The sequence below is a fragment of the Streptomyces sp. JH002 genome (genome assembly GCF_050916115.1).
In the GTDB taxonomy this organism is placed as follows: Bacteria; Actinomycetota; Actinomycetes; order Streptomycetales; family Streptomycetaceae; genus Streptomyces; species Streptomyces xiamenensis.
In genome coordinates this window covers 3535080-3556875 of sequence record NZ_CP087989.1, presented here as the reverse complement: position 1 = coordinate 3556875, position 21796 = coordinate 3535080, and the positions used below count along the sequence as shown (strand labels likewise).

Annotated in this window: 19 protein-coding genes and 1 pseudogene; 6 read left to right on the top strand and 14 right to left on the bottom strand. The window is 73.0% G+C overall.

The window, feature by feature from the left end:
• Positions 1 to 98: 98 nt before the first annotated feature.
• Positions 99 to 3008, bottom strand: coding sequence for a type I DNA topoisomerase (gene topA / locus H7827_RS16160; protein WP_432746032.1), 2910 nt, complete (start codon positions 3006 to 3008; stop codon positions 99 to 101).
• A gap of 268 nt (positions 3009 to 3276) precedes the next feature.
• On the opposite strand from topA, the gene H7827_RS16155 reads away from it, so the two are divergent.
• The 3 genes from H7827_RS16155 (at position 3277) to H7827_RS16145 (ending at position 4597) form a co-directional block, all read left to right on the top strand.
• Positions 3277 to 3768, top strand: a complete 492-nt coding sequence (locus H7827_RS16155) for a TM2 domain-containing protein (RefSeq protein WP_432746030.1) — start codon at positions 3277 to 3279, stop codon at positions 3766 to 3768.
• A 38-nt stretch (positions 3769 to 3806) separates the two neighbouring features.
• The gene (locus tag H7827_RS16150) at positions 3807 to 4217 is read left to right on the top strand and encodes a DUF2752 domain-containing protein (protein ID WP_432746028.1); all 411 of its coding nucleotides are present in this window, start codon (positions 3807 to 3809) and stop codon (positions 4215 to 4217) included.
• A 122-nt stretch (positions 4218 to 4339) separates the two neighbouring features.
• Positions 4340 to 4597 (top strand): TM2 domain-containing protein, encoded by a 258-nt coding sequence (locus tag H7827_RS16145; protein ID WP_386539722.1) that lies wholly within the window; start codon positions 4340 to 4342, stop codon positions 4595 to 4597.
• An 87-nt stretch (positions 4598 to 4684) separates the two neighbouring features.
• Here H7827_RS16145 and H7827_RS16140 read toward each other — a convergent pair whose 3' ends face one another.
• From H7827_RS16140 to H7827_RS16130, 3 genes are read right to left on the bottom strand one after another with little or no spacing between them, the layout of a single operon-like run.
• Positions 4685 to 6202 carry a DUF7059 domain-containing protein gene (locus H7827_RS16140; RefSeq protein ID WP_432746026.1) on the bottom strand — a complete coding sequence of 506 codons (1518 nt, stop codon included), beginning with the start codon at positions 6200 to 6202 and terminating at the stop codon, positions 4685 to 4687.
• A 20-nt stretch (positions 6203 to 6222) separates the two neighbouring features.
• Complete coding sequence (locus tag H7827_RS16135) at positions 6223 to 6900, bottom strand: small secreted protein (protein WP_386539720.1); 678 nt, start codon at positions 6898 to 6900, stop codon at positions 6223 to 6225.
• Between the two features lie 38 nt (positions 6901 to 6938).
• The gene (locus tag H7827_RS16130; protein ID WP_386539719.1) at positions 6939 to 7559 is read right to left on the bottom strand and encodes an HAD family hydrolase; all 621 of its coding nucleotides are present in this window, start codon (positions 7557 to 7559) and stop codon (positions 6939 to 6941) included.
• Between the two features lie 292 nt (positions 7560 to 7851).
• Between H7827_RS16130 and H7827_RS16125 the strand changes: the two genes are divergently transcribed.
• A complete protein-coding gene (locus tag H7827_RS16125; RefSeq protein WP_432746023.1) occupies positions 7852 to 8340 on the top strand; it encodes a methylated-DNA--[protein]-cysteine S-methyltransferase in 489 nt (162 codons plus the stop codon).
• Between the two features lie 193 nt (positions 8341 to 8533).
• Here H7827_RS16125 and H7827_RS16120 read toward each other — a convergent pair whose 3' ends face one another.
• From H7827_RS16120 to H7827_RS16110, 3 genes are all read right to left on the bottom strand, one after another.
• The gene (locus tag H7827_RS16120; RefSeq protein ID WP_432746021.1) at positions 8534 to 10882 is read right to left on the bottom strand and encodes a sodium-translocating pyrophosphatase; all 2349 of its coding nucleotides are present in this window, start codon (positions 10880 to 10882) and stop codon (positions 8534 to 8536) included.
• A 195-nt stretch (positions 10883 to 11077) separates the two neighbouring features.
• Positions 11078 to 11497: an ATP-binding protein gene (locus H7827_RS16115; RefSeq protein ID WP_386540794.1), complete on the bottom strand. Its 420-nt coding sequence runs from the start codon at positions 11495 to 11497 to the stop codon at positions 11078 to 11080.
• 95 nt (positions 11498 to 11592) lie between these two features.
• A complete protein-coding gene (locus tag H7827_RS16110; RefSeq protein ID WP_432746018.1) occupies positions 11593 to 11934 on the bottom strand; it encodes an STAS domain-containing protein in 342 nt (113 codons plus the stop codon).
• A gap of 56 nt (positions 11935 to 11990) precedes the next feature.
• On the opposite strand from H7827_RS16110, the gene H7827_RS16105 reads away from it, so the two are divergent.
• Positions 11991 to 14438, top strand: coding sequence for a DEAD/DEAH box helicase (locus tag H7827_RS16105; protein ID WP_432746016.1), 2448 nt, complete (start codon positions 11991 to 11993; stop codon positions 14436 to 14438).
• Here the strand turns inward: H7827_RS16105 and H7827_RS16100 are convergent.
• The 7 genes and pseudogenes from H7827_RS16100 to ssd form a co-directional block, all read right to left on the bottom strand.
• Complete coding sequence (locus H7827_RS16100) at positions 14392 to 14781, bottom strand: Rv3654c family TadE-like protein (RefSeq protein ID WP_432746014.1); 390 nt, start codon at positions 14779 to 14781, stop codon at positions 14392 to 14394. The two genes, H7827_RS16105 and H7827_RS16100, sit on opposite strands and share 47 nt — an antisense overlap.
• Positions 14782 to 15220: 439 nt before the next feature.
• Positions 15221 to 15415, bottom strand: a pseudogene (locus H7827_RS16095) (TadE family type IV pilus minor pilin); the annotation flags it as partial.
• Between the two features lie 79 nt (positions 15416 to 15494).
• Complete coding sequence (locus H7827_RS16090; protein WP_386540798.1) at positions 15495 to 15632, bottom strand: DUF4244 domain-containing protein; 138 nt, start codon at positions 15630 to 15632, stop codon at positions 15495 to 15497.
• A 55-nt stretch (positions 15633 to 15687) separates the two neighbouring features.
• Entirely contained in the window at positions 15688 to 16107 is a 420-nt protein-coding gene (locus H7827_RS16085) for a type II secretion system F family protein (RefSeq protein WP_432746012.1), read from the bottom strand.
• A gap of 1022 nt (positions 16108 to 17129) precedes the next feature.
• Complete coding sequence (locus tag H7827_RS16080; RefSeq protein WP_432746010.1) at positions 17130 to 18008, bottom strand: type II secretion system F family protein; 879 nt, start codon at positions 18006 to 18008, stop codon at positions 17130 to 17132.
• Positions 18009 to 18056: 48 nt separating this feature from the next.
• Complete coding sequence (locus tag H7827_RS16075; protein ID WP_386540812.1) at positions 18057 to 19220, bottom strand: TadA family conjugal transfer-associated ATPase; 1164 nt, start codon at positions 19218 to 19220, stop codon at positions 18057 to 18059.
• A gap of 5 nt (positions 19221 to 19225) precedes the next feature.
• Positions 19226 to 20302, bottom strand: coding sequence for a septum site-determining protein Ssd (ssd, locus tag H7827_RS16070; RefSeq protein WP_386540803.1), 1077 nt, complete (start codon positions 20300 to 20302; stop codon positions 19226 to 19228).
• 431 nt (positions 20303 to 20733) lie between these two features.
• Here ssd and H7827_RS16065 point away from each other — a divergent pair, with 431 nt between their 5' ends.
• A complete protein-coding gene (locus H7827_RS16065) occupies positions 20734 to 21606 on the top strand; it encodes an HAD family hydrolase (RefSeq protein ID WP_432746008.1) in 873 nt (290 codons plus the stop codon).
• The last annotated feature ends 190 nt before the right edge of the window (positions 21607 to 21796 follow it).

The following is a 21796-nucleotide window of genomic DNA, read 5'->3' as shown; positions in this document are numbered from 1 at the left end:
AACGACCGTGGCGGCGCCGCCATGAGCCACCCGGCGCTACGGCTTTCCTTCCGCACACACCGGCAGGGCTCGACCTCCCGCGCGCCGCCCTGCCGCGGCTACTCCTCCGAGGGGCCGTTTTCGGCCTTTGACGTGGCCTTTTTCGCCGCTGAGGTTTTCTTCGCCGCAGTCGTCTTCTTGGCCGCCGTCTTCGTCGCCGTCGAGGTTTTCTTCGCGGCGGTCTTCTTCGCCGTGGTGGTCTTGGCGGCGGCCTTCTTCGTGGTCGTCTTCTTCGCCGCGGCCTTCTTGGTGGTCTTCTTGGCCGCGGTCTTCTTCGCGGTCTTCTTCGCCGGCCCCTTGGCCCGCTTCTCCGCCAGCAGCTCGAACCCACGTTCAGGGGTGATGGTTTCGGGATCGTCGTCCCGCCGCAGCGTCGCGTTCGTCTCGCCGTCCGTCACGTAGGGACCGAACCGCCCGTCCTTCACCACCACCGGCGCCTGCGTCACCGGGTCGGTCCCCAGCTCCTTCAGTGGCGGCTTGGCCGCGGCCCGCCCGCGCTTCTTCGGCTGGGCGTAGATCGCCTGCGCCTGCTCCAGGGTGACCGTGAACAGCTGCTCCTCGCTCTCCAGCGAGCGCGAGTCCGTCCCCTTCTTCAGGTACGGGCCGTACCGGCCGTTCTGCGCGGTGATGTCGTCACCGGACTCCGGGTCGGTACCCACCACACGCGGCAACGACAGCAGCTTCAGCGCGTCGTCCAGCGTGATCGTGTCCAGCCGCATCGTCTTGAACAGCGAGGCGGTACGCGGCTTCACGGCGTTCTTGCCGGTCTTCGGCGTGCCCTCCGGCAGCACCTCCGTGACGTACGGGCCGTACCGCCCGTCCCGTCCCACGATCGGGTGCCCGCTGACCGGGTCGGTGCCCAGCTCGAAGTCGCCGCTGGGCTTCGCCAGCAGCTCCTTCGCCAGCTCCACCGTCAGCTCGTCCGGCGGCAGTTCGTCCGGCACGTCCGCGCGCTTGCCCGGCTCGCCCTCCGCCGCGCCCTCCTCGGGTGGCGCCTCCACGTACGGGCCGTACCGGCCCACCCGCAGCACGATGCCCTCGCCGACCGGGAAGGAGGAGATCTCCCGGGCGTCGATCGCGCCCAGGTCGGTGACCAGCTCCTTCAGCCCGCCCAGGTGGTCGCCGTCGCCGTTGCCGGCCTCCGCCGCGACCCCGACGCCCTCGCCGCCCTCACCGAAGTAGAAGCGGCGCAGCCACGGCACCGCCTCCGCGTCGCCGGTGGCGATCCGGTCGAGGTCGTCCTCCATCTTGGCGGTGAAGTCGTAGTCCACCAGCCGCCCGAAGTGCTGCTCCAGCAGATTGACCACGGCGAAGGACAGGAAGGACGGCACCAGCGCCGTCCCCTTCTTGAAGACGTAGCGCCGGTCCAGGATGGTGCCGATGATCGAGGCGTACGTGGACGGCCGCCCGATCTCCCGCTCCTCCAGCTCCTTGACCAGGCTGGCCTCGGTGTACCGGGCCGGCGGCTTGGTGGAGTGCCCGTCCGCCGCCAGCTCGCGCGCGGCCAGCGGGTCGCCCTCGGCGACCTGCGGCAGCCGCCGCTCGCGGTCGTCCAGTTCGGCGTTGGGGTCGTCCGCGCCCTCCACGTACGCCTTCATGAAGCCGTGAAAGGTGATGATCTTTCCGGTGGCGCCGAACTCGCAGTCCTGCCCGCCCGCGCCGGTCCCGGCGACGCGCACCGCCACCGACTGGCCGACCGCGTCCTTCATCTGCGAGGCGACGGTCCGCTTCCAGATCAGCTCGTACAGCCGGAACTGCTCGCCGGTCAGGCCCGTCTCGGCCGGGGTGCGGAAGCGGTCGCCCGAGGGGCGGATCGCCTCGTGCGCCTCCTGCGCGTTCTTCACCTTGCTGGCGTACGTACGCGGCTTGTCCGGCAGGTACTCCCGCCCGTACAGCTGCGTCACCTGCGCCCGCGCCGCCGCCACGGCCGTCTCCGACAGCGTGGTCGAGTCGGTCCGCATGTAGGTGATGAAGCCGTTCTCGTACAGCCGCTGCGCCACCTGCATGGTGGACTTCGCGCCCATCCCCAGCTTGCGCGACGCCTCCTGCTGGAGGGTGGTGGTGCGGAAGGGCGCGTACGGGGAGCGCCGGTACGGCTTGGACTCCACCGAGCGGACGGAGAACGCCGCGCCGGCCAGGCTCTGCGCCAGCTCCCGCGCCGCCGCCTCGTCGAGCTGGCGCACCTGCCCGGGGTTCTTGAGCTGCCCGTCCGGGCCGAAGTCGCGGCCCTGCGCGATGCGCCGTCCGTCGACCGACACCAGGCGGGCGCCGAAGGTGTCAGGGCCGCCGTCGGCGCCGCCGCCGTCCGTGGCGAACGTCCCCGTCAGGTCCCAGTACGCGGCCGGGTGGAACGCGATCCGCTCGCGCTCGCGCTCCACGACCAGCCGGGTGGCCACGGACTGCACGCGTCCCGCCGACAGCCGGGGCATGACCTTCTTCCACAGCACCGGCGAGACCTCGTACCCGTACAGCCGGTCGAGGATGCGGCGGGTCTCCTGCGCGTCGACCAGCAGCTGGTTCAGCTCGCGCGGGTTGTTGACGGCCGCCCGGATGGCGTCCCGGGTGATCTCGTGGAAGACCATCCGGCGCACCGGCACCTTGGGCTTGAGGACCTCGCGCAGATGCCAGGCGATCGCCTCGCCCTCGCGGTCCTCATCGGTGGCCAGGTAGAGCTCGTCGGATTCGGCCAGCAGCTCCTTGAGCTTTCTGACCTGGTCCTTCTTGTCACTGTTGACGACGTACAGGGGCTGGAAACCGGCGTCCACGTTCACGCCGAGCCGGGCCCAGGGCTCCCCCTTGTACTTGGCCGGAACCTCGGCGGCACCGTTCGGCAGATCGCGGATGTGTCCGACGCTCGCCTCTACCACATAGCCCGGGCCGAGGTAGCCCTTGATCGTCTTGGCCTTGGCGGGCGACTCGACAATGACAAGCCGGCGTCCGCCGTTCGTGGTCTCGCTGGTCGGGGACAACTTCTCGCTCTCTTCTCTCCGGTTTCTCCGGTAGCTCTCGGCGTGGTGCGTGCGATACGTACGGGGTGGGTACGCTCGCCGCGCCCCGTGCGGAGTGTGACGCTACCTCCCGGCTCCGTGTCAAACGGGAATACCCCGCGACGCCACTCGAACCGTAACCCGACAGCCCGCGTTCCCGCCGCCCCATGCCCCTGGCAGGATGTCGGCCGTGGACCCGGTCCGTCCCTGACCGGCCTCCCATCCGCTCATCCATCCGCAAGGGGGACTCATGACCGACCAGAATCCGTATCAGCAGCCGCCGCCGGACCCGAACCAGAACCCGTATCAGCAGCCGGGTCAGCAGCCGGGCCAGCCGGGGACTCCGCCGCCCGGGGGTCAGCCCGGCCAGCCGGGTTACGGCTACCCGCAGCAGCCGACCGGCCCGATGCCGGGCGCGCCCGGTGGCGGTTACGGCCAGTACCCGCCGCCCGGGTACGGCCAGCCGCCCGGCGCGGCCTACGGCGCGGTCGACCCCAACGCGCCGTTCGGCTACGACCAGTACGGCCGGCCGTACTCCTCCAAGTCGAAGATCATCGCGGGCGTGCTCCAGCTGGTGCTCGGCGGCGTCGGCGCGGGCCGCTGGTACACCGGCCACTACGGCCTGGCGGTGGCCCAGCTGCTCACCTGTGGCGGCATGGGCATCTGGTCGCTGATCGACGGCATCCTCTTCCTGGTGAAGGACGACCGCACCGACTCCGACGGCCGCGTCCTCAAGAGCTGACGGGGACCGGGGCCGGACCGGGTGGCGAGGGGAGACGGGTGAGCAGCATCACGCGGGGACAGCGGCGGTTCCACCCCGCGGTGGTGCCGCTGGCCACCCTCGCCGCCGGCCTGGCCGGCTCCGTCTATCTGTGGCACACCAATCCGCACGAGGGCGGCGGGCTGCTGCCGCGCTGCCCCGTCAACTGGGCGACCCGGCTGCAGTGCCCGGCGTGCGGCGGTACCCGGATGGCGTACGACCTGCTGCACGGGGACGTGGCCGCGGCGCTGCACGACAACGCCGTGCTGCTGCTCCTCGGGGTGCCGCTCGCGGCGTGGGTGGGGGGCCGCTGGCTGTACGAGGGGCTGCGCGGGCGCCGGTACGTGCCCCGGCTCGGTGGCCGTGCCGGGATGGCGGCGATCGTCGGGATCGCGGTGGTGTGGGCCGTTGTGCGCAATGTGATGGGGTAACGGATCTCACTTGTGTATCGGTGGAAGATCCAGTGCAACCAGGTGGGGTTCCGGGGTGTCTGAGCACCAACAAGCCAACCGGCTTGTCAGTTGATCGCACCATTCGGAACGGAATCCCGCTCATGACCTATCCCCCGGCCCCTGCTCCCGGTGTCCCCGCCGGTGCTCCCGAGTCCCCCAAGTCCAAGGTCGTCGCCGGCATCCTGCAGATCCTGCTGGGTTCCGTCGGCGCCGGCCGCTGGTACACCGGCCACTACGGCATGGCCGTGGCCCAGCTGCTGACCTGCGGTGGCCTGGGCATCTGGGCCCTGATCGACGGCATCCTCTTCCTGGTCAAGGAAGACCGCACGGACTCCGACGGCCTGGTCCTGAAGAAGTAATCCGACGGCACCAGGCGGAGGGCCGCCCCGGGACGCCCGGGGCCGGCCCTTTTGCCGTGCCGTCGCTCTCCCCTCCGGTCACACCGGTCACGCCGGCAGCAGGAACCCGTCGCCCACCAGGGTCCGCAGCACCCCGGGCACCCCGGCCCGTACCCGCCCCGGATCCGCCTCCAGCAACTGCGCGATGGCGTCGACGATCACCCCGGCCGGCAGCGTCCCGTCGCAACTGCCCGCCAGCGCCGCACCCACCGTGTCCACCGAGTGCGCCCGCATCATCCCGTGCCGCTGCCGCAGCACCACGTGCTCCGGGTCCTCCGCGCCCGGCGCGCCCACCTGCTCCTGCACCACCCCGTCAGCCAGCGTGTACCGCGCCGCCAGCAGCGCCCGGTCGTCGTGCTCCCGCAGGAAGTCGGCGAGCGCGAAGTGCCGCCGTACGGTCTCCCCCAGCGGCTGCTCCACCGCGTGCGGCCACTCCTCCACCGTGATGGCGGGCCGGTCGGTTCCGGTCTTGCGCAGCGTGATCCAGCCGAAGCCCACGCCCCGGGTGCGCCGGCGCTCGAATTCGGCCAGCCACTCCCCGTACAGCCGCTCGTACGCGTCCGGGTCGCCCCGGTGCGCCCCCGCGTCCCGCAGCCACAGCTCGGTGTACTCCGTCACGTCCTGCCGCTCGCGCTGCACGATCCACGCGTCGCAGCCGGCCGGCACCCAGGAGGCCAGCCGCTCCCGCCAGTCCTCGCCCTCCACGTGCTGCCAGTTGGCGAGCAGCTGGCACCAGCCGCCGTCGTTCAACCGCGCGGCCGACTGCTCCACCAGGGTGCGGCACAGCTCGTCGCCGCCCATCCCGCCGTCCCGGTAGGTGAGCGCGTCCGTGTCGTCCCGGCGCGGCGAGATGACGAACGGCGGGTTGGCGACGATCAGATCGAAGCCCGCCTCGCGCGCCACCGGCTCGAACAGGGAGCCCTGCCGCAGCTCCGGCTCCGCGGCGCCCGACAGCGCGAGGGTGAGCGCCGCCATCCGCAGCGCGCGCGGGTTCACATCGGTGGCCACCACGCGCTCGGCGTGCCGGGCGGCGTGCAGCGCCTGGATTCCGGAACCGGTCCCCAGGTCGAGCACCCGCCCCACCGGCTGCCGGACGGTCAGCTGGGCCAGCGTCATGGAGGCCCCGCCGACCCCCAGCACCACATCGCGTTCCTTGCCGCCCGCACCGCCGGCACCGCCGACGCCGAACCCCGGGTCGGAGACGACCCACCAGTCCTCGCCGTCCGGGCCGGGGTACGGGCGGACGTCGACGGTGGCCCGTACGGACGGGCCCTCGCGCACCAGCCAGCCGTCGCCCAGGAGTTCATCGGCCGGGAGCACGGCGCGCGCCGACTCGTAGGGCACGGGACGCTGCAGCAGGAACAGCCGGACGAGTACGGCCGCGGCGCCGTCGTCGCCGTGGATCGCGCGGGCCGCCGGGACGGTCTCGCCACGGGCCAGGGCGGCGTACGCGGGGGCGCCCAGCAAGTCCAGCAGGCCGTCGGCGGTAAAGGCGTCCGCCGCCAGCGCCGCCCGGAGGCGGGCGGTACCGGCGGCGGAGGGGAGGGGGAGATCAGCAGTGCTCACCCTGCCATTGTGGGGCGCGCTCAGGCGTCGTCGGCGTCCGCGTCCGCCGCGTCGTCGGCACCGTCCGACTCATCGCCCTCGGCGTCGGCGTCCGCGTCCTCCCCGGCATCGGCGTCGTCCTGGTTCTCGCTGCCGGAACCGGACGGGGCGGGCGAGCTCTGGCAGCCCTCCTGCTTCAGCATCGCCGTGCGCAGATCCCCCGACTGCAACTCGCTCAGCGCCTGGTCACCGCTCTGCCCCAGCGTGCTCAGCTGGCCCGCGATGTCCTTCAGACCGTCGGAGAACGCGGACACGTCATCCGGGTTCAGCTCGTCGACCGAGGTCTTGAGACCGGCGTACGACTCGGAGATGCTGTTCAGCTCACCGACCGCGTCCTGCCGCAGCTGCGCGCCGTTGTCGACGGGCGGGTCGCCGGCGTCGTTGACGATGGTGGCGAGCGAGGAGTAGGCGTCGGAGATCTCCTGGAACGCCGCGGAGTCCGCCTGCTGCACCTCGGCGGCGGGCTTGCCGCCCTGGCTGGCCTCGGTGATGGAGGCGCTGGCGGAACGGATCTTCTCGACCTCCGGCTGCATCTTGTCGCAGACGGACTTGGCCCATTCGTCGGCCTTGCCGCTGTCGTCGCTCCCGCACCCCGTCAGCGTGAGCGTGAGCGCCAGCACCGCGCCGCTTGACCATGTGACCGCGCGTCCGTAGTACACCGTTCCCTCATCCCTTCGAGCCGCTGGGGCGGAACCTACTACGCCGTCGATCCCTCTTCCGAGTGACGGGCGGTGCGGTCGCCCCGGATTGCAGCCATTTGCATCAGCGGCACCAGCATCTCCCGCAACTGACCGGCGTCTTGATAGTGCACCCCGGTCATTCCGGTTCTCCGTGCCGCCTGCACATTCTCCAGGGCATCGTCGACGAACAGACACCGGCCCGGCGCCACCCCCGCCCGCCGGGCCGCGATCTCGTAGATTCCGGGCTGCGGCTTGGCGATGCCGATCCGCGCCGAGTTGACCACCTCGTCGGCCACATCGGCCGCGCCCAGACGCGCGAGGTCCGCCTCCAGCCGGGTGGTGCCGTTGGACACCAGCACCACCGGCACCTTGCGGCGCACCTCCCGCAGCATCCCCACCACCTCCGGATCCAGCCGCCCGGCCCCCGCCGACCATTCGTCGGCCAGCGCCCGCTGACCGGCGGGCAGCAGCTCACGCACGGCGGCCCGCCACTGCTCGTCCGTGACCGCTCCGGTGACGGCGGCCAGCAGCCGGTCGGGCTGGAACGCCAGCTCGTACACCGGGCGCATCCGCTCCCGGTCCGTGTCGTCCCACAGCCGCAGCACCCCGTCGATGTCGCACAGCACCGCACCCAGCACGTTTCGTCACCTCAACAAGTCGGCCCAGGAATGGGACCCGTACACGAGCGAGATCGCGTCGCAGCGAAGTCGATCTCATCCTTCACCCGGGGAGCGTCCACCGTGTGGAGGAGCTGCGCCCGAGGCACCGGATGGGGCACGCCTTCCCCGCTGACGGCGCTCGATTCCCGAATGGGTGGCCCCACCCGGTGTGCGGGCGGGCCGGGCCCACTGTCATGTCCGAAATCCGCCGGACCCGGGGCCGGTGAGGGCGCAGGCTGGCAGGTGAAAGAGGAGAGGGAGAGAGAAACCGATGACGACGACCACGGTATGGACACGTACGGACAGCCCGGTGGGTGAGCTGGTGCTGGTGGGCGACCCCGGCGGTGCCCTGTCGGCCATCGGGCTCCCGGAGTCGCCGAAGGGCTTCGCCGTCGACCCGGGCTGGCGGCGCGACGACGCGGTGTTCGCGGACGCCGTGCGGCAGCTGGCCGAGTACTTCGCGGGGCGCCGTACCCGCTTCGAGCTGACGTACCGCCCCCTCGGTTCGGAGTTCCGGCGCCGGGTGTGGGCGGCGCTGGAGGACATTCCGTACGGCACGACGACGACGTACGGTGCTGTCGCCGAGGCGATCGGGGCGTCGCGGGCGGCGGTACGTGCCGTGGGCGGCGCGATCGGGGCGAATCCGCTCATGCTGGTGCGCCCCTGTCACCGGGTGATCGGCGCGGACGGCTCGCTGACCGGCTACGCGGGCGGCATCGAGCGCAAGCGGCTGCTGCTGGAGCGGGAAGGGGCGCTGTGAGCGAAGCGGCCGGTACGGGGGCGGGTGCGGGCGCGGGGGCCGCCCCGGGGCTGTCGGCGGCCGCCGTCCCGGCCGGGGCGCACGCGGTGGCGGGGCGCGTCGTGCCCCGGGACCGGCCGCACGGGGCCGACGGCTCAGAGCCGGGGGGCCGAGGCGTGGCGGCCAGGACCGGGGCCGAGGGGCAGCGACCGGGTCAGCGTCCGGGAACGGGCGCGGCGCTCACCTCCTCGTGCTCCTCGTCGTCCTCGACCGCGATGCCGCGCCGTTTGGAGACGTACACGGCGCCGACGATGATGGCGAGGGCGACGGCGGTGATCAGGGCCCGCAGCGGCCCGCTCGCGTCGTCCCCGTAGCTGAGCGTGACGACTGCGGGGGCGATCAGCAGGGCCACCAGGTTCATGACCTTCAGCAGCGGGTTGATGGCGGGGCCCGCGGTGTCCTTGAACGGGTCACCGACCGTGTCCCCGATGACGGTGGCCGCGTGCGCCTCACTGCCCTTGCCGCCGTGGTGGCCGTCCTCGACGAGCTTCTTGGCGTTGTCCCAGGCGCCGCCGGAGTTCGCCAGGAACACGGCCATCAGGATGCCGGCCGCGATCGACCCGGCGAGGTAGGAGCCCAGCGCGCCGACCCCGAGGCTGAAGCCGACCGCGATCGGGGCCAGCACCGCCAGCAGGCCGGGGGTGGCCAGCTCGCGCAGTGAGTCGCGGGTGCAGATGTCCACGACCTTGCCGTACTCGGGCTGCTCGCTGTGGTCCATGATCCCGGGGCGCTCGCGGAACTGCCGGCGCACCTCGTACACCACGGAGCCCGCCGAGCGCGAGACGGCGTTGACGGCGAGCCCGGAGAACAGGAAGACCACCGCGGCCCCGATGATCAGACCGACCAGGTTGTTGGGCTGCGATATGTCCAGGGACAGCAGCGTCACATCGGTGATCTTCTCCACCCCCACGTCGCCGACGGCGGTGGCGATGGCGTCCCGGTACGAGCCGAACAGCGCCGCCGCGGCCAGCACCGCGGTGGCGATGGCGATGCCCTTGGTGACGGCCTTGGTGGTGTTGCCGACCGCGTCGAGATCGGTGAGCACCCGGGCGCCCTCGCCCTCCACGTCGCCGGACATCTCGGCGATGCCCTGCGCGTTGTCGGCGACCGGGCCGAAGGTGTCCATGGCGACGATGACGCCGACCGTCGTCAGCAGCCCGGTACCCGCCAGGGCCACCGCGAACAGCGCCAGCATGATCGTCGAGCCGGCCAGCAGGAACGCCGCGTACACGCTCAGACCCACCAGCAGCGCCGTGTAGACGGCCGACTCCAGGCCGAGTGAGAACCCGGCGAGCACCACGGTGGCGGGCCCGGTCCGCGAGGTCTTGCCGATGTCCCGCACGGGACGCCGGGACGGCTCGGTGAAGTAGCCGGTGAGCTGCTGGATGAGGGCGGCCAGCACGATGCCGATGGCCACGGCGGCGAGCGCGAACAGCCGGGGGTCGGCGTCGTGCCCGGCGATCTCCGGATCGCCGATCCCGGACAGCTCGGCGAAGGAGGCCGGGAGGTACGCGTAGGCGGCGACCGCTACCAGCACCAGCGAGATGCCCGCCGAGAGGAAGAAGCCACGGTTGATGGCGGTCATGCTGCTGCGGTCCCCGCGCCGCGGTGCGACGAGGAAAATCCCCGCCATGGCGGTGACGACACCGATCGCCGGGACCAGCAGCGGGAAGGCCAGCCCGGCGTCGCCGAAGGCCACCGTGCCCAGGATCAGGGCGGCGACCAGCGTCACCGCGTACGACTCGAACAGGTCGGCCGCCATGCCCGCGCAGTCGCCGACGTTGTCACCCACGTTGTCGGCGATGGTGGCGGCGTTGCGCGGGTCGTCCTCGGGGATGCCCTGCTCGACCTTGCCGACCAGGTCGGCGCCGACATCGGCGGCCTTGGTGAAGATGCCGCCGCCCACCCGCATGAACATCGCGATCAGCGCGGCGCCCAGGCCGAAGCCCTCCAGCACCTTGGGCGCGTCGGCCGCGTACACGAGCACCACGCAGGCGGCGCCGAGCAGCCCGAGGCCGACCGTGCACATGCCGACCACGCCGCCGGTACGGAACGCGATCCGCATCGCCCGATGCCGTGCCGGTACCGCGTCGCGCTCATCGGCCGCACGCGCCGCTGCCGCCACCCGCACATTACTGCGCACCGCCAGCCACATTCCGATGTAACCGGTGGCGGCGGAGAATAGCGCGCCGATCAGGAAGAACAGCGAACGGCCGATGCGCTGATTCCAGTCGTCGGCCGGAAGCAGAAAGAGCAGAAAGAACACGACGACCGCGAAAACCGAGACCGTGCGCAACTGGCGGGCGAGATAGGCGTTCGCCCCCTCCTGCACGGCGGCGGCGATCTTCTGCATGCCGGCCGTGCCCTCACCGGCGGCGAGCACCTGCCGGGCCAGCACCACGGCCAGGCCCAGCGCGGCGGCGGCGACCACCGCGATGATCACCACCAGGCCACGATCACCACCGGTCAACTCGGCGGCATGGATGTACGGAATTCCCGCCATTCGTCCTCCTTGACGCTCAGGCGTTGATCCGAAACGGACGTGGCCGGAGTGTAGGGAGAACTACGCGATCCAAAAAGGGGATGCGAAGGGAAAACGTGCGATCAATAACGGGGAAAGATCGAAGAGGGAAAGGGATCAAGAAATGGGTGGATCAAGAAATCCGCCCGGGAAAAGGATCACGGAGCGAAGACCGGATCAGGAGAAAGCGGCGTCCATGGTGGGCCAGCTCATCCGGATCGCACCGCCGTGCTCATCGGCGATGACCTCCACGTCGTCCACCAGACCGCTGATCACCGCGAGCCCCAGCTCATCCGTCTCCTCGGCGGCCTCCGCCGCCGGCTTGCCGTGCGGCACCTGCACCACGCTCGGCGCGTCGTCCCCGACCTCGATCGTGAACGACTTCTCCGCCTCGGTGAGGTTCACGCGCACCGGGGACGTCAGCCCGTGCGCCGTGTGCAACCCCACGGCACGGCTGCACGCCTCACCCACCGCGAGCCGCAGCTCGTCCAACGCCGACTCGTCGACGCCGGCCCGCCGCGCCACCGCGGCGGCCACCAGCCGGGCGGTCCGCACATGCTCGGGCGACGCGCTGAAGCGAAGTTCGACGGTGGCCATGCCATCCCCCTCGGTCGTACACGGACACCGCCCCGGGGACCGATGCCGGTCCGGGGCGGCTCACAGTGATGATGTCGTACGGATCCCGCGCCGACTCAGTCGGTCGCCGCGATCGCCTCTTCGACCGACTCGTGGTTCGGGAACACCTTCGTCAGACCGGTGATCCGGAAGATCTTCAGGATCCGCTCCTGGTTGCACACCAGCCGCAGCGAACCCTCCTGGGCCCTGACCCGCTTCAGACCACCAACCAGCACACCCAGACCGGTGGAGTCCAGGAAGTCCACGCGCTCCATGTCCACCACCAGGTGGTGATTGCCCTCATTCACCAGCTCTACCAGCTGTTCGCGCAGCTTGGGCGCGGTGTATACGTCAATCTCGCCACCGACCTCGACGACCGTACGGTCACCTACGGTCCTGGTCGAAAGGGACAGGTCCACGGACTCCTCCAGCACCTTGCTAACGAGCGGTCGCCCCCCATGGATCGGCAGCCGCCATGGCATTCAATCACCTACCGCCTGCCCACGACGACGTCTTACAGCCATTGTCCGTCCAACCAGTGACAGACTCGGTGCTGATGTCCCACGACCAGCCACCGCCAATCGCAGGCGTCCCCGCTGCCCGCCGGCCCTCCCCGGGGGAGGTGCTGGCGCGCCTGGGCAGGCCAAGTGACCGCTCCGAGCGGATCACCCATACGGAGCACCTGCCCGCCAGAACGGGCCGTCATGCCCCCTGGCCGCAAGGGATACCGGGCGCGATCACCGACGCCGTACGGGCCGCCGGCATCGACCTGCCCTGGGCCCACCAGGCACGTACCGCCGAGCTCGCGCTGGCGGGCACCTCCGTCGTGCTGTCCACCGGCACCGCCTCCGGCAAGTCCCTCGCCTATCAGGTGCCCCTGCTGACCGGGCTGCTCGACGGCGGCACCGCGCTCTACCTCGCCCCCACCAAGGCCCTGGCCGCCGACCAGCGCCGCGCCCTGCGCGCCCTGGCCGCCCCCCTGGGGAGCGCCGTACGACCCGCCGTGTACGACGGCGACACCCCGCCCGAGGAACGCACCTGGGCGCGCGAGCACGCCAACGCGCTGCTCACCAACCCCGACATGCTGCACCGGTCCCTGCTACCGGGACACCGCCGCTGGTCCGGCTTCCTGCGCCGGCTGCGCTATGTCGTCGTCGACGAGTGCCACGTCTACCGGGGCGTCTTCGGCTCGCACGTCGCCCAGGTGCTGCGCCGGCTGCGGCGGGTCGCCGCCCACCACGGCGCCGAACCCGTCTTCGTGCTCGCCTCCGCCACCACCGCGGAACCGGGCGCCGCCGCCACCCGCCTCACCGGGCTGCCCGTGACCGAGGTCACCGAGGACTCCGCCCCGCGCGGCGAGGTCGTCTTCGCCCTGTGGGAGCCGCCCCTCACCGAGGCCCACGGGGAACGCGGCGCACCGCTGCGCCGCACCGCCACCGCCGAGAGCGCCGACCTGCTCACCGACCTCACGGTCGCCGGCGCCCGCACCGTCGCCTTCGTGCGCTCGCGGCGCGGCGCCGAACTGATCTCACTCATCGCCCAGGAACGCCTCGCCGAGGTGGACCGCTCCCTGGCGGGCCGGGTCCAGGCATACCGGGGCGGCTACCTCCCCGAGGAACGCCGCGCCCTGGAACGCGCCCTGCACAGCGGTGAGCTGCTGGGCCTCGCCGCCACCAACGCCCTGGAGCTGGGCGTGGACATCGCGGGCCTGGACGCGGTGATCCTGGCCGGCTACCCGGGGACCCGGGCCTCGCTGTGGCAGCAAGCCGGGCGGGCGGGACGCAGACGGCAGGGCGCGCTGGCCGTGATGGTGGCCCGCGACGACCCGCTGGACACCTACCTGGTGCACCACCCCGAAGCGCTCTTCCGGCAGCCGGTCGAATCGACGGTGCTGGACCCGGCCAACCCGTACGTGCTCGCCCCGCACCTGTGCGCGGCGGCGGCCGAGGTCCCGCTGACCGAGGCGGACGGCGGCGAGGACCTGTTCGGCGCGGCAGGGGGCGCGCTGCTGCCCAAACTGGCCGACCGCGGCCTGCTGCGCCGCCGCGGCACCGGCTGGTACTGGACGCGCCGCGAACGGCCCGCCGACCTCGTCGACATCCGCGGACAGGGCGGGCGGCCGGTGCAGGTGGTGGAGCAGGCCACCGGGCGGCTGCTGGGCACGGTGGACGCGTCCGCCGCCCACTCCACCGTTCATGAGGGCGCCGTCCACCTCCACCGGGGCTCCAGCTACGTCGTGCGGGATCTGGACCTGACGGACTCCGTCGCCCTGGTCGAGGAGTCGAGCCCGCCCTGGTCCACCTCGGCACGTGATGTCGCCGACATCTCGATCCTGGAGACGGAGACCGAGATCCCGTGGGGCCCGGCGAAGCTGTGCTTCGGCTCGGTGGAGGTGACCAACCAGGTCGTCTCCTATCTGCGCCGCAAACTGCTGACGGGCGAGATCCTGGGCGAGACCAGCCTGGACCTGCCGCCGCGCTCGCTGCGCACCCGGGCGGTGTGGTGGACGGTCACCGAGGACCAGCTGGACGCGGCCCGGATCACCCCGGAGATCCTCCCGGGCGCCCTGCACGCCGCCGAACACGCCTCCATCGGCATGCTGCCGCTGTTCGCCACCTGCGACCGCTGGGACATCGGCGGCGTCTCCACCGCCCTGCACCCCGACACACTCCTGCCCACGGTCTTCGTCCACGACGGCCACCCGGGCGGGGCGGGCTTCGCCGAGCGCGGGTTCCACACCGCCCGCGCCTGGCTGACCGCCACCCGGGACGCGATCGCCGCCTGCGGCTGCGAGGCCGGCTGCCCGTCGTGCGTCCAGTCGCCCAAGTGCGGCAACGGCAACGAGCCCCTGCACAAGCGCGGCGCCATCCGGCTGCTCACGGAACTGCTGCGTCATGAGGCCCCGCCCGAGCCCGCGCCGTGACGGTGTAGGGGCCCACGCCGCCTTCGACCGAGAGGTCGGAGATCTCCCCGGCCATGTCGCAGCGGACCAGTCGCACCCGATGCGCGAGCGCCACCCGTTCGGCCGCCGCACAGGCCGTACCGGCCCCGCCGAGTGCGTGGTCGGCGGCGGCGAGCGCCGCCAGGTCGGCACCGGTGGCGACCCTTTGCCGTACCTCGACCACTTGTCCCAGGACGAGGACGGCGCCGAACGCCCCGCACAGCAGCGCCCCGACCGTCGCCCCCCACACGGAGGCGATGCCCCGGTCGTCCCGGCCGAGCGGGGTGGCGGACCAGGCCCGCAGCGAAGGCGGCGGGACGGACACCCTCCGCAGGGCGGCGGGGCAGGACCGGAGAAGCCGAGGGGTGCTCCACCGGGGAGATGGGCGGCGGCGGGTCGACAGCCCGCCGGCCCGCGCCCTGACCGTGCCCGGTGCATGGCCCGGAGTCGGACCGTGACGACGGACGGCCGCCGGCCTGCCGGCCCCGCCGTCCCCTCGCCAAGCGGGCTGCCGACCCGCCGGTGACCGGCGCCCGGCCCCTCGGTGCCCCGCTCGGACCGGTGGAACGTCCAGGGTCCTCCCGGACTCCGCCCTGAGCGTCGACGGGGACGGGACCCTCCCGGGCCTCGGCGGGGGCGACGGCGGGGGCAGACTCCTCCCGGGCGGCGGCCTGAGCGATGGCAAGAGCAGGGCTCTCCCGAGCCTCGGCGTGGGCGGTGGCGGCGGCGGAGACGTCGAGTCCCAGGGCGGCCGGGCCGGGGGTTCGGGCCCGGACCTCCACCCGGTGCAGCTGTTCCTCGGTGCGCAACCGGACATCCGCGCCCCGGGGCGCCGCGGCCCGCGCCACCGCCAGCACGACGGCGGCCGGTTCGCCCCGGGCGGCCGCGCGGGCCGCGGCCCGCGCGGCGTCACCGCAGCGCAACTGGGTCGCCACCGCGCCCAGTGCCCACAGCAGCATGGCGAGCAGAGCCACCAGCGCGGGCGCGACGATGGCCGTCTCGGCGGTGACATAGCCCCGATCGCGCCCACGGCGACGCTCACAGCGGCCCACTGAACGCCTGCTCGATCGTGCCACGCAGCAGGCCGACGACGGTGTCCGAGGTGAGCACCTGGTACAGCACGGCGGCCAGCGCCGCCGCCGCGATGGTGCCCACCGCGTACTCAGCCGTGCTCATCCCGGCGTCACCTCGCGCACCCCGCAGCGCACTCCGCTTCATCCACCTGGTCATCTCACATCAGCTCCTTCGCGAGTCCGATCACCACAGGGGCGACCCCGATCAGCAAGAACGCGGGCAGAAAGCAGAGGCCCAGGGGCCCCGTCACCAGGACCGCCGCCCGCCGGGCGGTCGTCTGGGCGGCGCGGCCACGCCGCGCCCGGCACTCGGCGGCTTCCGCCGCCACCATGGCCACGGCGGGGGCACCGCTGACATCGGCCAGCTCCAGCCGCCTGGCCAGCCCGGAAGCCCCGGGCAACTGGCCGAATCTCTTCCATACGGCGGTCGGCTCCCCACCGAGCCGCAGCTCGGTGGCCGCCCGCCGCAGCCCCGCCGCGAGCGGTCCGCTCAGCGAGCCCCCCACCGCGCCCGCCGCCGCTCCCGGGGCGGCGCCCGCTGCCAGGCAGGCGGCCAGCAGCTCGGCCAGCAAGGGCAACTGCGGATCCTCACGACGAGGCCGCCGCGTGCCCACCCCGGGCCACCGGAGCCTGTCCCGCCACGGCTCGGTGCCGGGCTCCGGTTCCCGGACCGGCAACCGGAGCCCCGGCCTGCTCGACGCCCACCGCGCACCGGCGCCGGTCCCGGTCGATCCGGTCCGCGCGGTCCTGGAGGACGGCCTTCGTCCGGCATCGGAACGGCGCCCTCGGTCATGACCGGCCAGGGCTGGCCCCGGGGGGTCAGCAGCGGTCGCCCCGGGCTCCACGCTCAGCCGGGCGACATCCCCGTCCACCTGCGCCACGCAGGCCGTGAACGGCGTATCGGGTACGCCGGCTCCCCGCGGCCGTCCGTCGGTTCCTCCCGGCGGCCGCCCGGTGCCCTCGACGGCCGCACCACATGGACTCCCGGGGGGATCGGGCAAGCGGGCAGGGAGGGTGTCGGCACGCGGACCTTCGCCGGCCTCGGCCACCGACCACAGCGGTGGAACCTCCTTGTGCCCACCCCGGGTGGCCGGCCCCGGGGCCTCCGCCCCGCCGGAACCGTGGCGCCCGCCGGGCGCCCACGGCGTTCCGGTGTCGTCGGCGCGCTCCGGGGCGGCGGTTCGCGGCCCGGGCGGCCGTTCGGCCGGTCGGAGCCGTCCGGCTCCCTCCCCCGGCCGTGCGATGCCGTCCAGGAAGAGTTCGTGCGGTTCCCGTTCGCCCCCGCCGCCGCTGATGAGCCGCCGTTCGGGGCGCGTCGCCCCGGCAACGTCCGAGGGCCGCTCCCCCGTACGGTGCACGGCGGTGCCCCGACCGGTCTCGGCTGAGGCCCGGGGCCACAGATCGTGCGCCGGACCCCGGCCCGGCCGGGCCCGGTGCCGTGCGGTGCGGCGGCGTGACCGGGCGGCCTTCGTGGTGCCGGGCTCCTTCCACAGGGCTGCCAGCCGGGCGGCCCTCGTCCGGCGTGCGGCCAGCACACGCAGCAGCATCAGTGGGGCGGCCACCGCGGCCAGCAGGGGCAGCGCGGTGCGCAGGGTTCCGGTCATCGGGTCGCCGCCTTCTCCGCCGAGCGGGTGATGGCCGTGACCCAGGCCAGGCCCGCGAGTTCCAGCAGGACGCCGATCAGCAGGCAGCCGAGGCCGGCGGTGGAGTGCAGCAGCACACGCAGGGGTTCCACGCCCATCACCGCGCCCAGCAGCAGCCCGAACAGGGGCAGGGCGGCCAGCAGCACGGAGGTGGCGCGCGGGCCCGCGAGGTGGGCGCGCAGTTCCTCCTGTTGATCGTGTTCGGCGCGCAGCGCCCGCGCGACCTTCTCCAGGCCCAGGGCCAGGGACGCGCCGCTGTCCACCGCGACCCGCCAGCAGGCGGCCACGCCGCGCAGCCCCTCCGCTCCGGGTCGGTCGGCGGCGGCGCCCAGTGCCCGGGGGACATCGCCGCCGTACCGGGCGGCGGCCAGGATCGCCGCGCCCGCCCCGCCGAACCCGCTCACGCCAGTGGCCGCCAGCGCCTGGGAGGGCTGCCGTCCGGCCCGTACCTCGGCCGCCACCGAACGGCAGAAGTCGATCACCGCCTCGCGGCGCCGGTCGGCCTCCCGCCGCTCCTGACGACGGCGCCACCAGCGCAGTACCACGGGGGCCGCCAGACCGGCCGCGATCAGCGGCAGCACGGAACGGCCCCACAGGGAGAGCAGTCCGCCCGCCGTCAGGCACCACAGGAGCACCCGTGCCGTGCCCTCCGCCGGTGGCCCCGGCCGTACGCGCCATCGGCGGCGGCGCCGTTTCGCCCGGTCCGGGCGACCGCTCTCCAGCACCGCCCGGACCCGGCGACCGCGTGACGGTGCGGCCGTGACCAGCAGCCACGCCGCCGCTCCCGCGCACAGCGCGACCACGAACGGCGCGAGCGGCATCAGGTACTCATCCATCTCCGCGCCTCCTCCTCGGGTGTGCTCCGGCCGTCCTCCCGGTCCTGTTCACAGCTGCGCACCGCCCCTCGCGCACAGGGCCAGCAGTTCCGCGTGGCCCCGGTCGGGGACGAAGCCGTCCGCGCTCCAGTGGGCCGCCGGTGTGGTGGTGACCAGGCCGGTGGCGGGGTCGCGGCCCAGGGTGTGGATCTCGTCGATCCGGCGGCGCCCGGTGGCGCGGTCGCGCATGACGTGCACGATCAGGGAGAGGCCGGCGGCCGCCTGGCTGTGCAGGGCGGGTCTGGACAGGCCCGCGCCGCCGGCGAGGGCTTCCAGACGGGCCGGGACATCGGCGGCGGCGTTCGCGTGGAGCGTTCCGCAGCCGCCCTCGTGGCCGGTGTTCAGGGCGTAGAGCAGTTCGAGGACTTCAGGTCCTCTGACCTCGCCGATGACCAGCCTGTCGGGGCGCATCCGCAGGGCCTGCGGCACCAGGTCGCGCAGGGTGACGCGGCCGGCTCCCTCCTGGTTGGCCGGGCGGGATTCCAGCCGCACCACATGGGGGTGGCTGGGCCGCAGTTCGGCGGAGTCCTCGACCAGGACGATCCGCTCCGCCGGATCGGCGAGACCGAGCAGGGTGGCCAGCAGGGTGCTCTTGCCGGAGCCGGTGCCGCCGGTGACCAGGAAGGAGAGCCGGGCCGCGAGGACGGCCCGCAGCAGTGGTTCGCCGCCGGGCGGCACCGTTCCGGCGGCGACCAGGTCGGCCAGGTGAAAAGCGCGGGTCCTGATGACCCGCAGCGACAGCACGGTGCAGCCGCCGGCCGCGACGGGCGGCAGCACGGCGTGCATGCGGGTGCCGTCCGGCAGCCGGGCGTCCGTCCAGGGGCTGGCGTCGTCCAGGCGGCGCCCGGCGGTTGCCGCGAGCCGCTGGGCGAGGCGGCGCACGGCGGCGGCGTCGGGGAAGCGCACCGGGGCCCGTTCCAGTCCGCTGCCGCGTTCGATCCAGACCTCGTCGGGGGCGTTGACGAGCACATCAGTGACGTCCGGTGCGGCGAGCAGGGGCTGCAGCGGCCCGGCACCGTCCAGTTCGGATCGCAGGGTGCGGACCACCTCGCGCACGGTCGTGTCGCCCAGCAACCGGCCCCGGTCGCCGAGTGCGGCGGTCACGTTCCCCGGTGTCGGTTCGGCGCCCCGCTCGGCCAGTCGTACGCGGACCGTTTCGAGCAGTTCCGCCATGGCGTTCACGCGGCGGCTCGCGCGGCGGGCAGGGCGTGGGTGAGCAGTTCGGCGCAGAAGTGGGCGAGTGGCCCCGAGGGGTTGTCGCCGGGTGGACGGCCCTCCTCGATCTTCTGGGAGAGGCCGGGTTCCTCCGGCAGTTCGCCCGCGAGCGGCAGGCCGAGCACCTGCCCGAGTTCGGCTCCGGCCAGCCCGCCGGGCAGCCGTGGTCCCCGCGCGACCACCCGCAGATCCCGCACGAGTGCCCCGGCGGTGCCCGCGACCCGGCGGGCGGCGGCGACGGCGCGCAGTTCGCCGGGGACCACCAGCAGGCCCAGGTCCAGTTGGGCCAGTGCCTCGGCGCCGGCCTCGTCCACGGTGCGCGGCAGGTCCAGGACGACCAGGCCGCCGCCGCGCTGCGCGGCGGTGAGCACGGACCGCATGGCCTGCCCGGTCAGCCGCAGGACGGAACCCCGGTCCCAGCTGAGCAGGCTCACTCCGTGCACCCTGGGCAGTGATTCCTCCAGGGCGGCCCGGGAGAGCCGGCCCTGTGCGGTGACGAAGGCCGGCCAGCGTGAACCGGTGGCGCGTTCGCCGCCGAGCAGGACGTCCAGGCCGCCGCCCAAGGGGTCGCCGTCGACCAGCACGGTGCGATGGCCCTGGCGGGCGGCGGTGACAGCGAGGGCGCCGGCCAGGGCGGAGGCTCCGACTCCGCCGCGCCCGCCGAGCACGCCGATGGTCAGCGCGGGGCGGCCGGTGGCCTCGAAGGCGTCGGCGATGCGGTCCGCCAACCACGGTTCGGCGTCCGGCAGATGGGCGACCTCCTCGGCTCCCAGGGCCATGCCCCGCGCCCACACCGTGTGGTCATCCAGGTCCCGGGCGATGAGCAGCACCCCGGGACGCCGCCCCGGCCAGCCGCGCCCCTGCCGGGCGAGCGCCCGGTCGTCGCCGACCAGGACGAGCGGCGCGTCCGCCCACTGTTCGGCGGTGGGCACCCCGGGGGCGACCTCGGCGGGGGCGCCCGCGGCGGCGCACAGGCGCAACAGGTCATCCAGCGTGTTCTCGTTTTCGGTGACGATCAGAATCGGGCGCGTGGTGGTCATGAGTCCCGTCCCCTTCGGCGGTGCGGCAGCGACGGGAATCACGGTGACCGATGTCACGGGATGACGGGGATCTCGCTGGGATTCTGTGGATAACCACAGCCCTGTGGATAACTTCGTCACCCCATTCGGTGAACCTCACGCCAAAGGCTTACCGCAGCACGACGATTACCTACGGTTAAGGGAGTGGGGATTCACCATCGCCCCGGCGCTCACGCGGGCGCATCGGTCGAGGTGGGCGCCGTAACCGGGCCCGGACATGCGACGACCCCCGCCGGGGGGGGAGAGCGGGGGTCGTCTTCCACGGCCGACTCGGGGGGGAGGAGCCGGACCGGGTTAGCACGGTCGCGAACGATCCGTGACTTCCATGGTGTACCCGAGAGCCTTCTCAGGCAAACCCACGCGCCCCAGCGTACGCCGAATGGCGGCCCCTTATGCTCGGGCAGGTGGAAAACCTGTCCCAGCCGCGCACCGCCGCCTTCTTCGACCTGGACAAGACGGTCATCGCGAAGTCGAGCACGGTCACCTTCAGTCGCTCCTTCTACCAGGGCGGGCTGATCAATCGCCGTGCCGTGCTGCGCACCGCCTACGCCCAGTTCCTCTATCTGGTGGGCGGCGCGGACCACGAGCAGACCGAGCGGATGCGGGAGTATCTGTCGGCGCTGTGCCGCGGGTGGAACGTAGCCCAGGTGAAGGAGATCGTCGCCGAGACCCTGCACCAGGTGATCGATCCGATCATCTACGACGAGGCCGCCTCTCTCATCGAGCAGCACCACGCCGCGGGCCGGGACGTGGTGATCGTCAGCACCTCGGGTTCCGAAGTGGTCGAGCCCATCGGGCAGCTGCTGGGCGCCGACCGGGTGGTGGCCACCCGGATGGTGATCGAGGACGGCCGCTACACGGGTGAGGTCGACTACTACGCCTACGGCCCGACCAAGGCGGAGGCGGTCCGGGAGCTGGCCGCCTCCGAGGGATACGACCTGGAGCGCTGTTACGCCTACAGCGACTCGATCACCGATGTGCCGATGCTGGAGTCGGTCGGTCACCCGCACGCCGTGAACCCGGACCGGGCGCTGCGCAAGGAGGCGGCGGCGCGCTCCTGGCCGGTGCTGGCGTTCGAGCGCCCGGTGCCGTTGCGCCAGCGGCTCCCGTCGCTGTCGATGCCCACCCGGCCCGCGCTGGCGGCCGGTGCCGCGGTGGTCGCCGCAGCCGCCACCGCGGGCCTGGTCTGGTACGTGGGCCGGCGCCGCGCCGGCCGAGCGGCCCGGGCCGTTCAGGCGTTTCGTGAAGTTCCGGGCGAAAAGTAAAAAATGGCCGTCCGGGGCCGATTCGGGTTTCCCTTCGCCCCCGAACGGAGTACAAAGGAATTGACGGCCCGTGAACCAGCGGCATCCGAGAGGATCCCGTTCACAACGGCCCACGGACCGTGTGACATGAACACCGGGCACCCACGCGAAGCCGACCCGCCAACCGGGCCAGCCGCACAGGGAACGGGGC

Coding starts and splice junctions, on each gene's coding strand:
- H7827_RS16080 (WP_432746010.1), bottom strand. CDS start 18,008: ATGGATGAGTACCTGATGCCGCTCGCGCCGTTCGTGGTCGCGCTGTGC.
- H7827_RS16155 (WP_432746030.1), top strand. CDS start 3,277: ATGACCGACCAGAATCCGTATCAGCAGCCGCCGCCGGACCCGAACCAG.
- H7827_RS16105 (WP_432746016.1), top strand. CDS start 11,991: ATGGCATTCAATCACCTACCGCCTGCCCACGACGACGTCTTACAGCCA.
- H7827_RS16125 (WP_432746023.1), top strand. CDS start 7,852: ATGACGACGACCACGGTATGGACACGTACGGACAGCCCGGTGGGTGAG.
- H7827_RS16065 (WP_432746008.1), top strand. CDS start 20,734: ATGCTCGGGCAGGTGGAAAACCTGTCCCAGCCGCGCACCGCCGCCTTC.
- H7827_RS16120 (WP_432746021.1), bottom strand. CDS start 10,882: ATGGCGGGAATTCCGTACATCCATGCCGCCGAGTTGACCGGTGGTGAT.
- H7827_RS16090 (WP_386540798.1), bottom strand. CDS start 15,632: ATGAGCACGGCTGAGTACGCGGTGGGCACCATCGCGGCGGCGGCGCTG.
- H7827_RS16145 (WP_386539722.1), top strand. CDS start 4,340: ATGACCTATCCCCCGGCCCCTGCTCCCGGTGTCCCCGCCGGTGCTCCC.
- H7827_RS16075 (WP_386540812.1), bottom strand. CDS start 19,220: ATGGCGGAACTGCTCGAAACGGTCCGCGTACGACTGGCCGAGCGGGGC.
- H7827_RS16115 (WP_386540794.1), bottom strand. CDS start 11,497: ATGGCCACCGTCGAACTTCGCTTCAGCGCGTCGCCCGAGCATGTGCGG.
- ssd (WP_386540803.1), bottom strand. CDS start 20,302: ATGACCACCACGCGCCCGATTCTGATCGTCACCGAAAACGAGAACACG.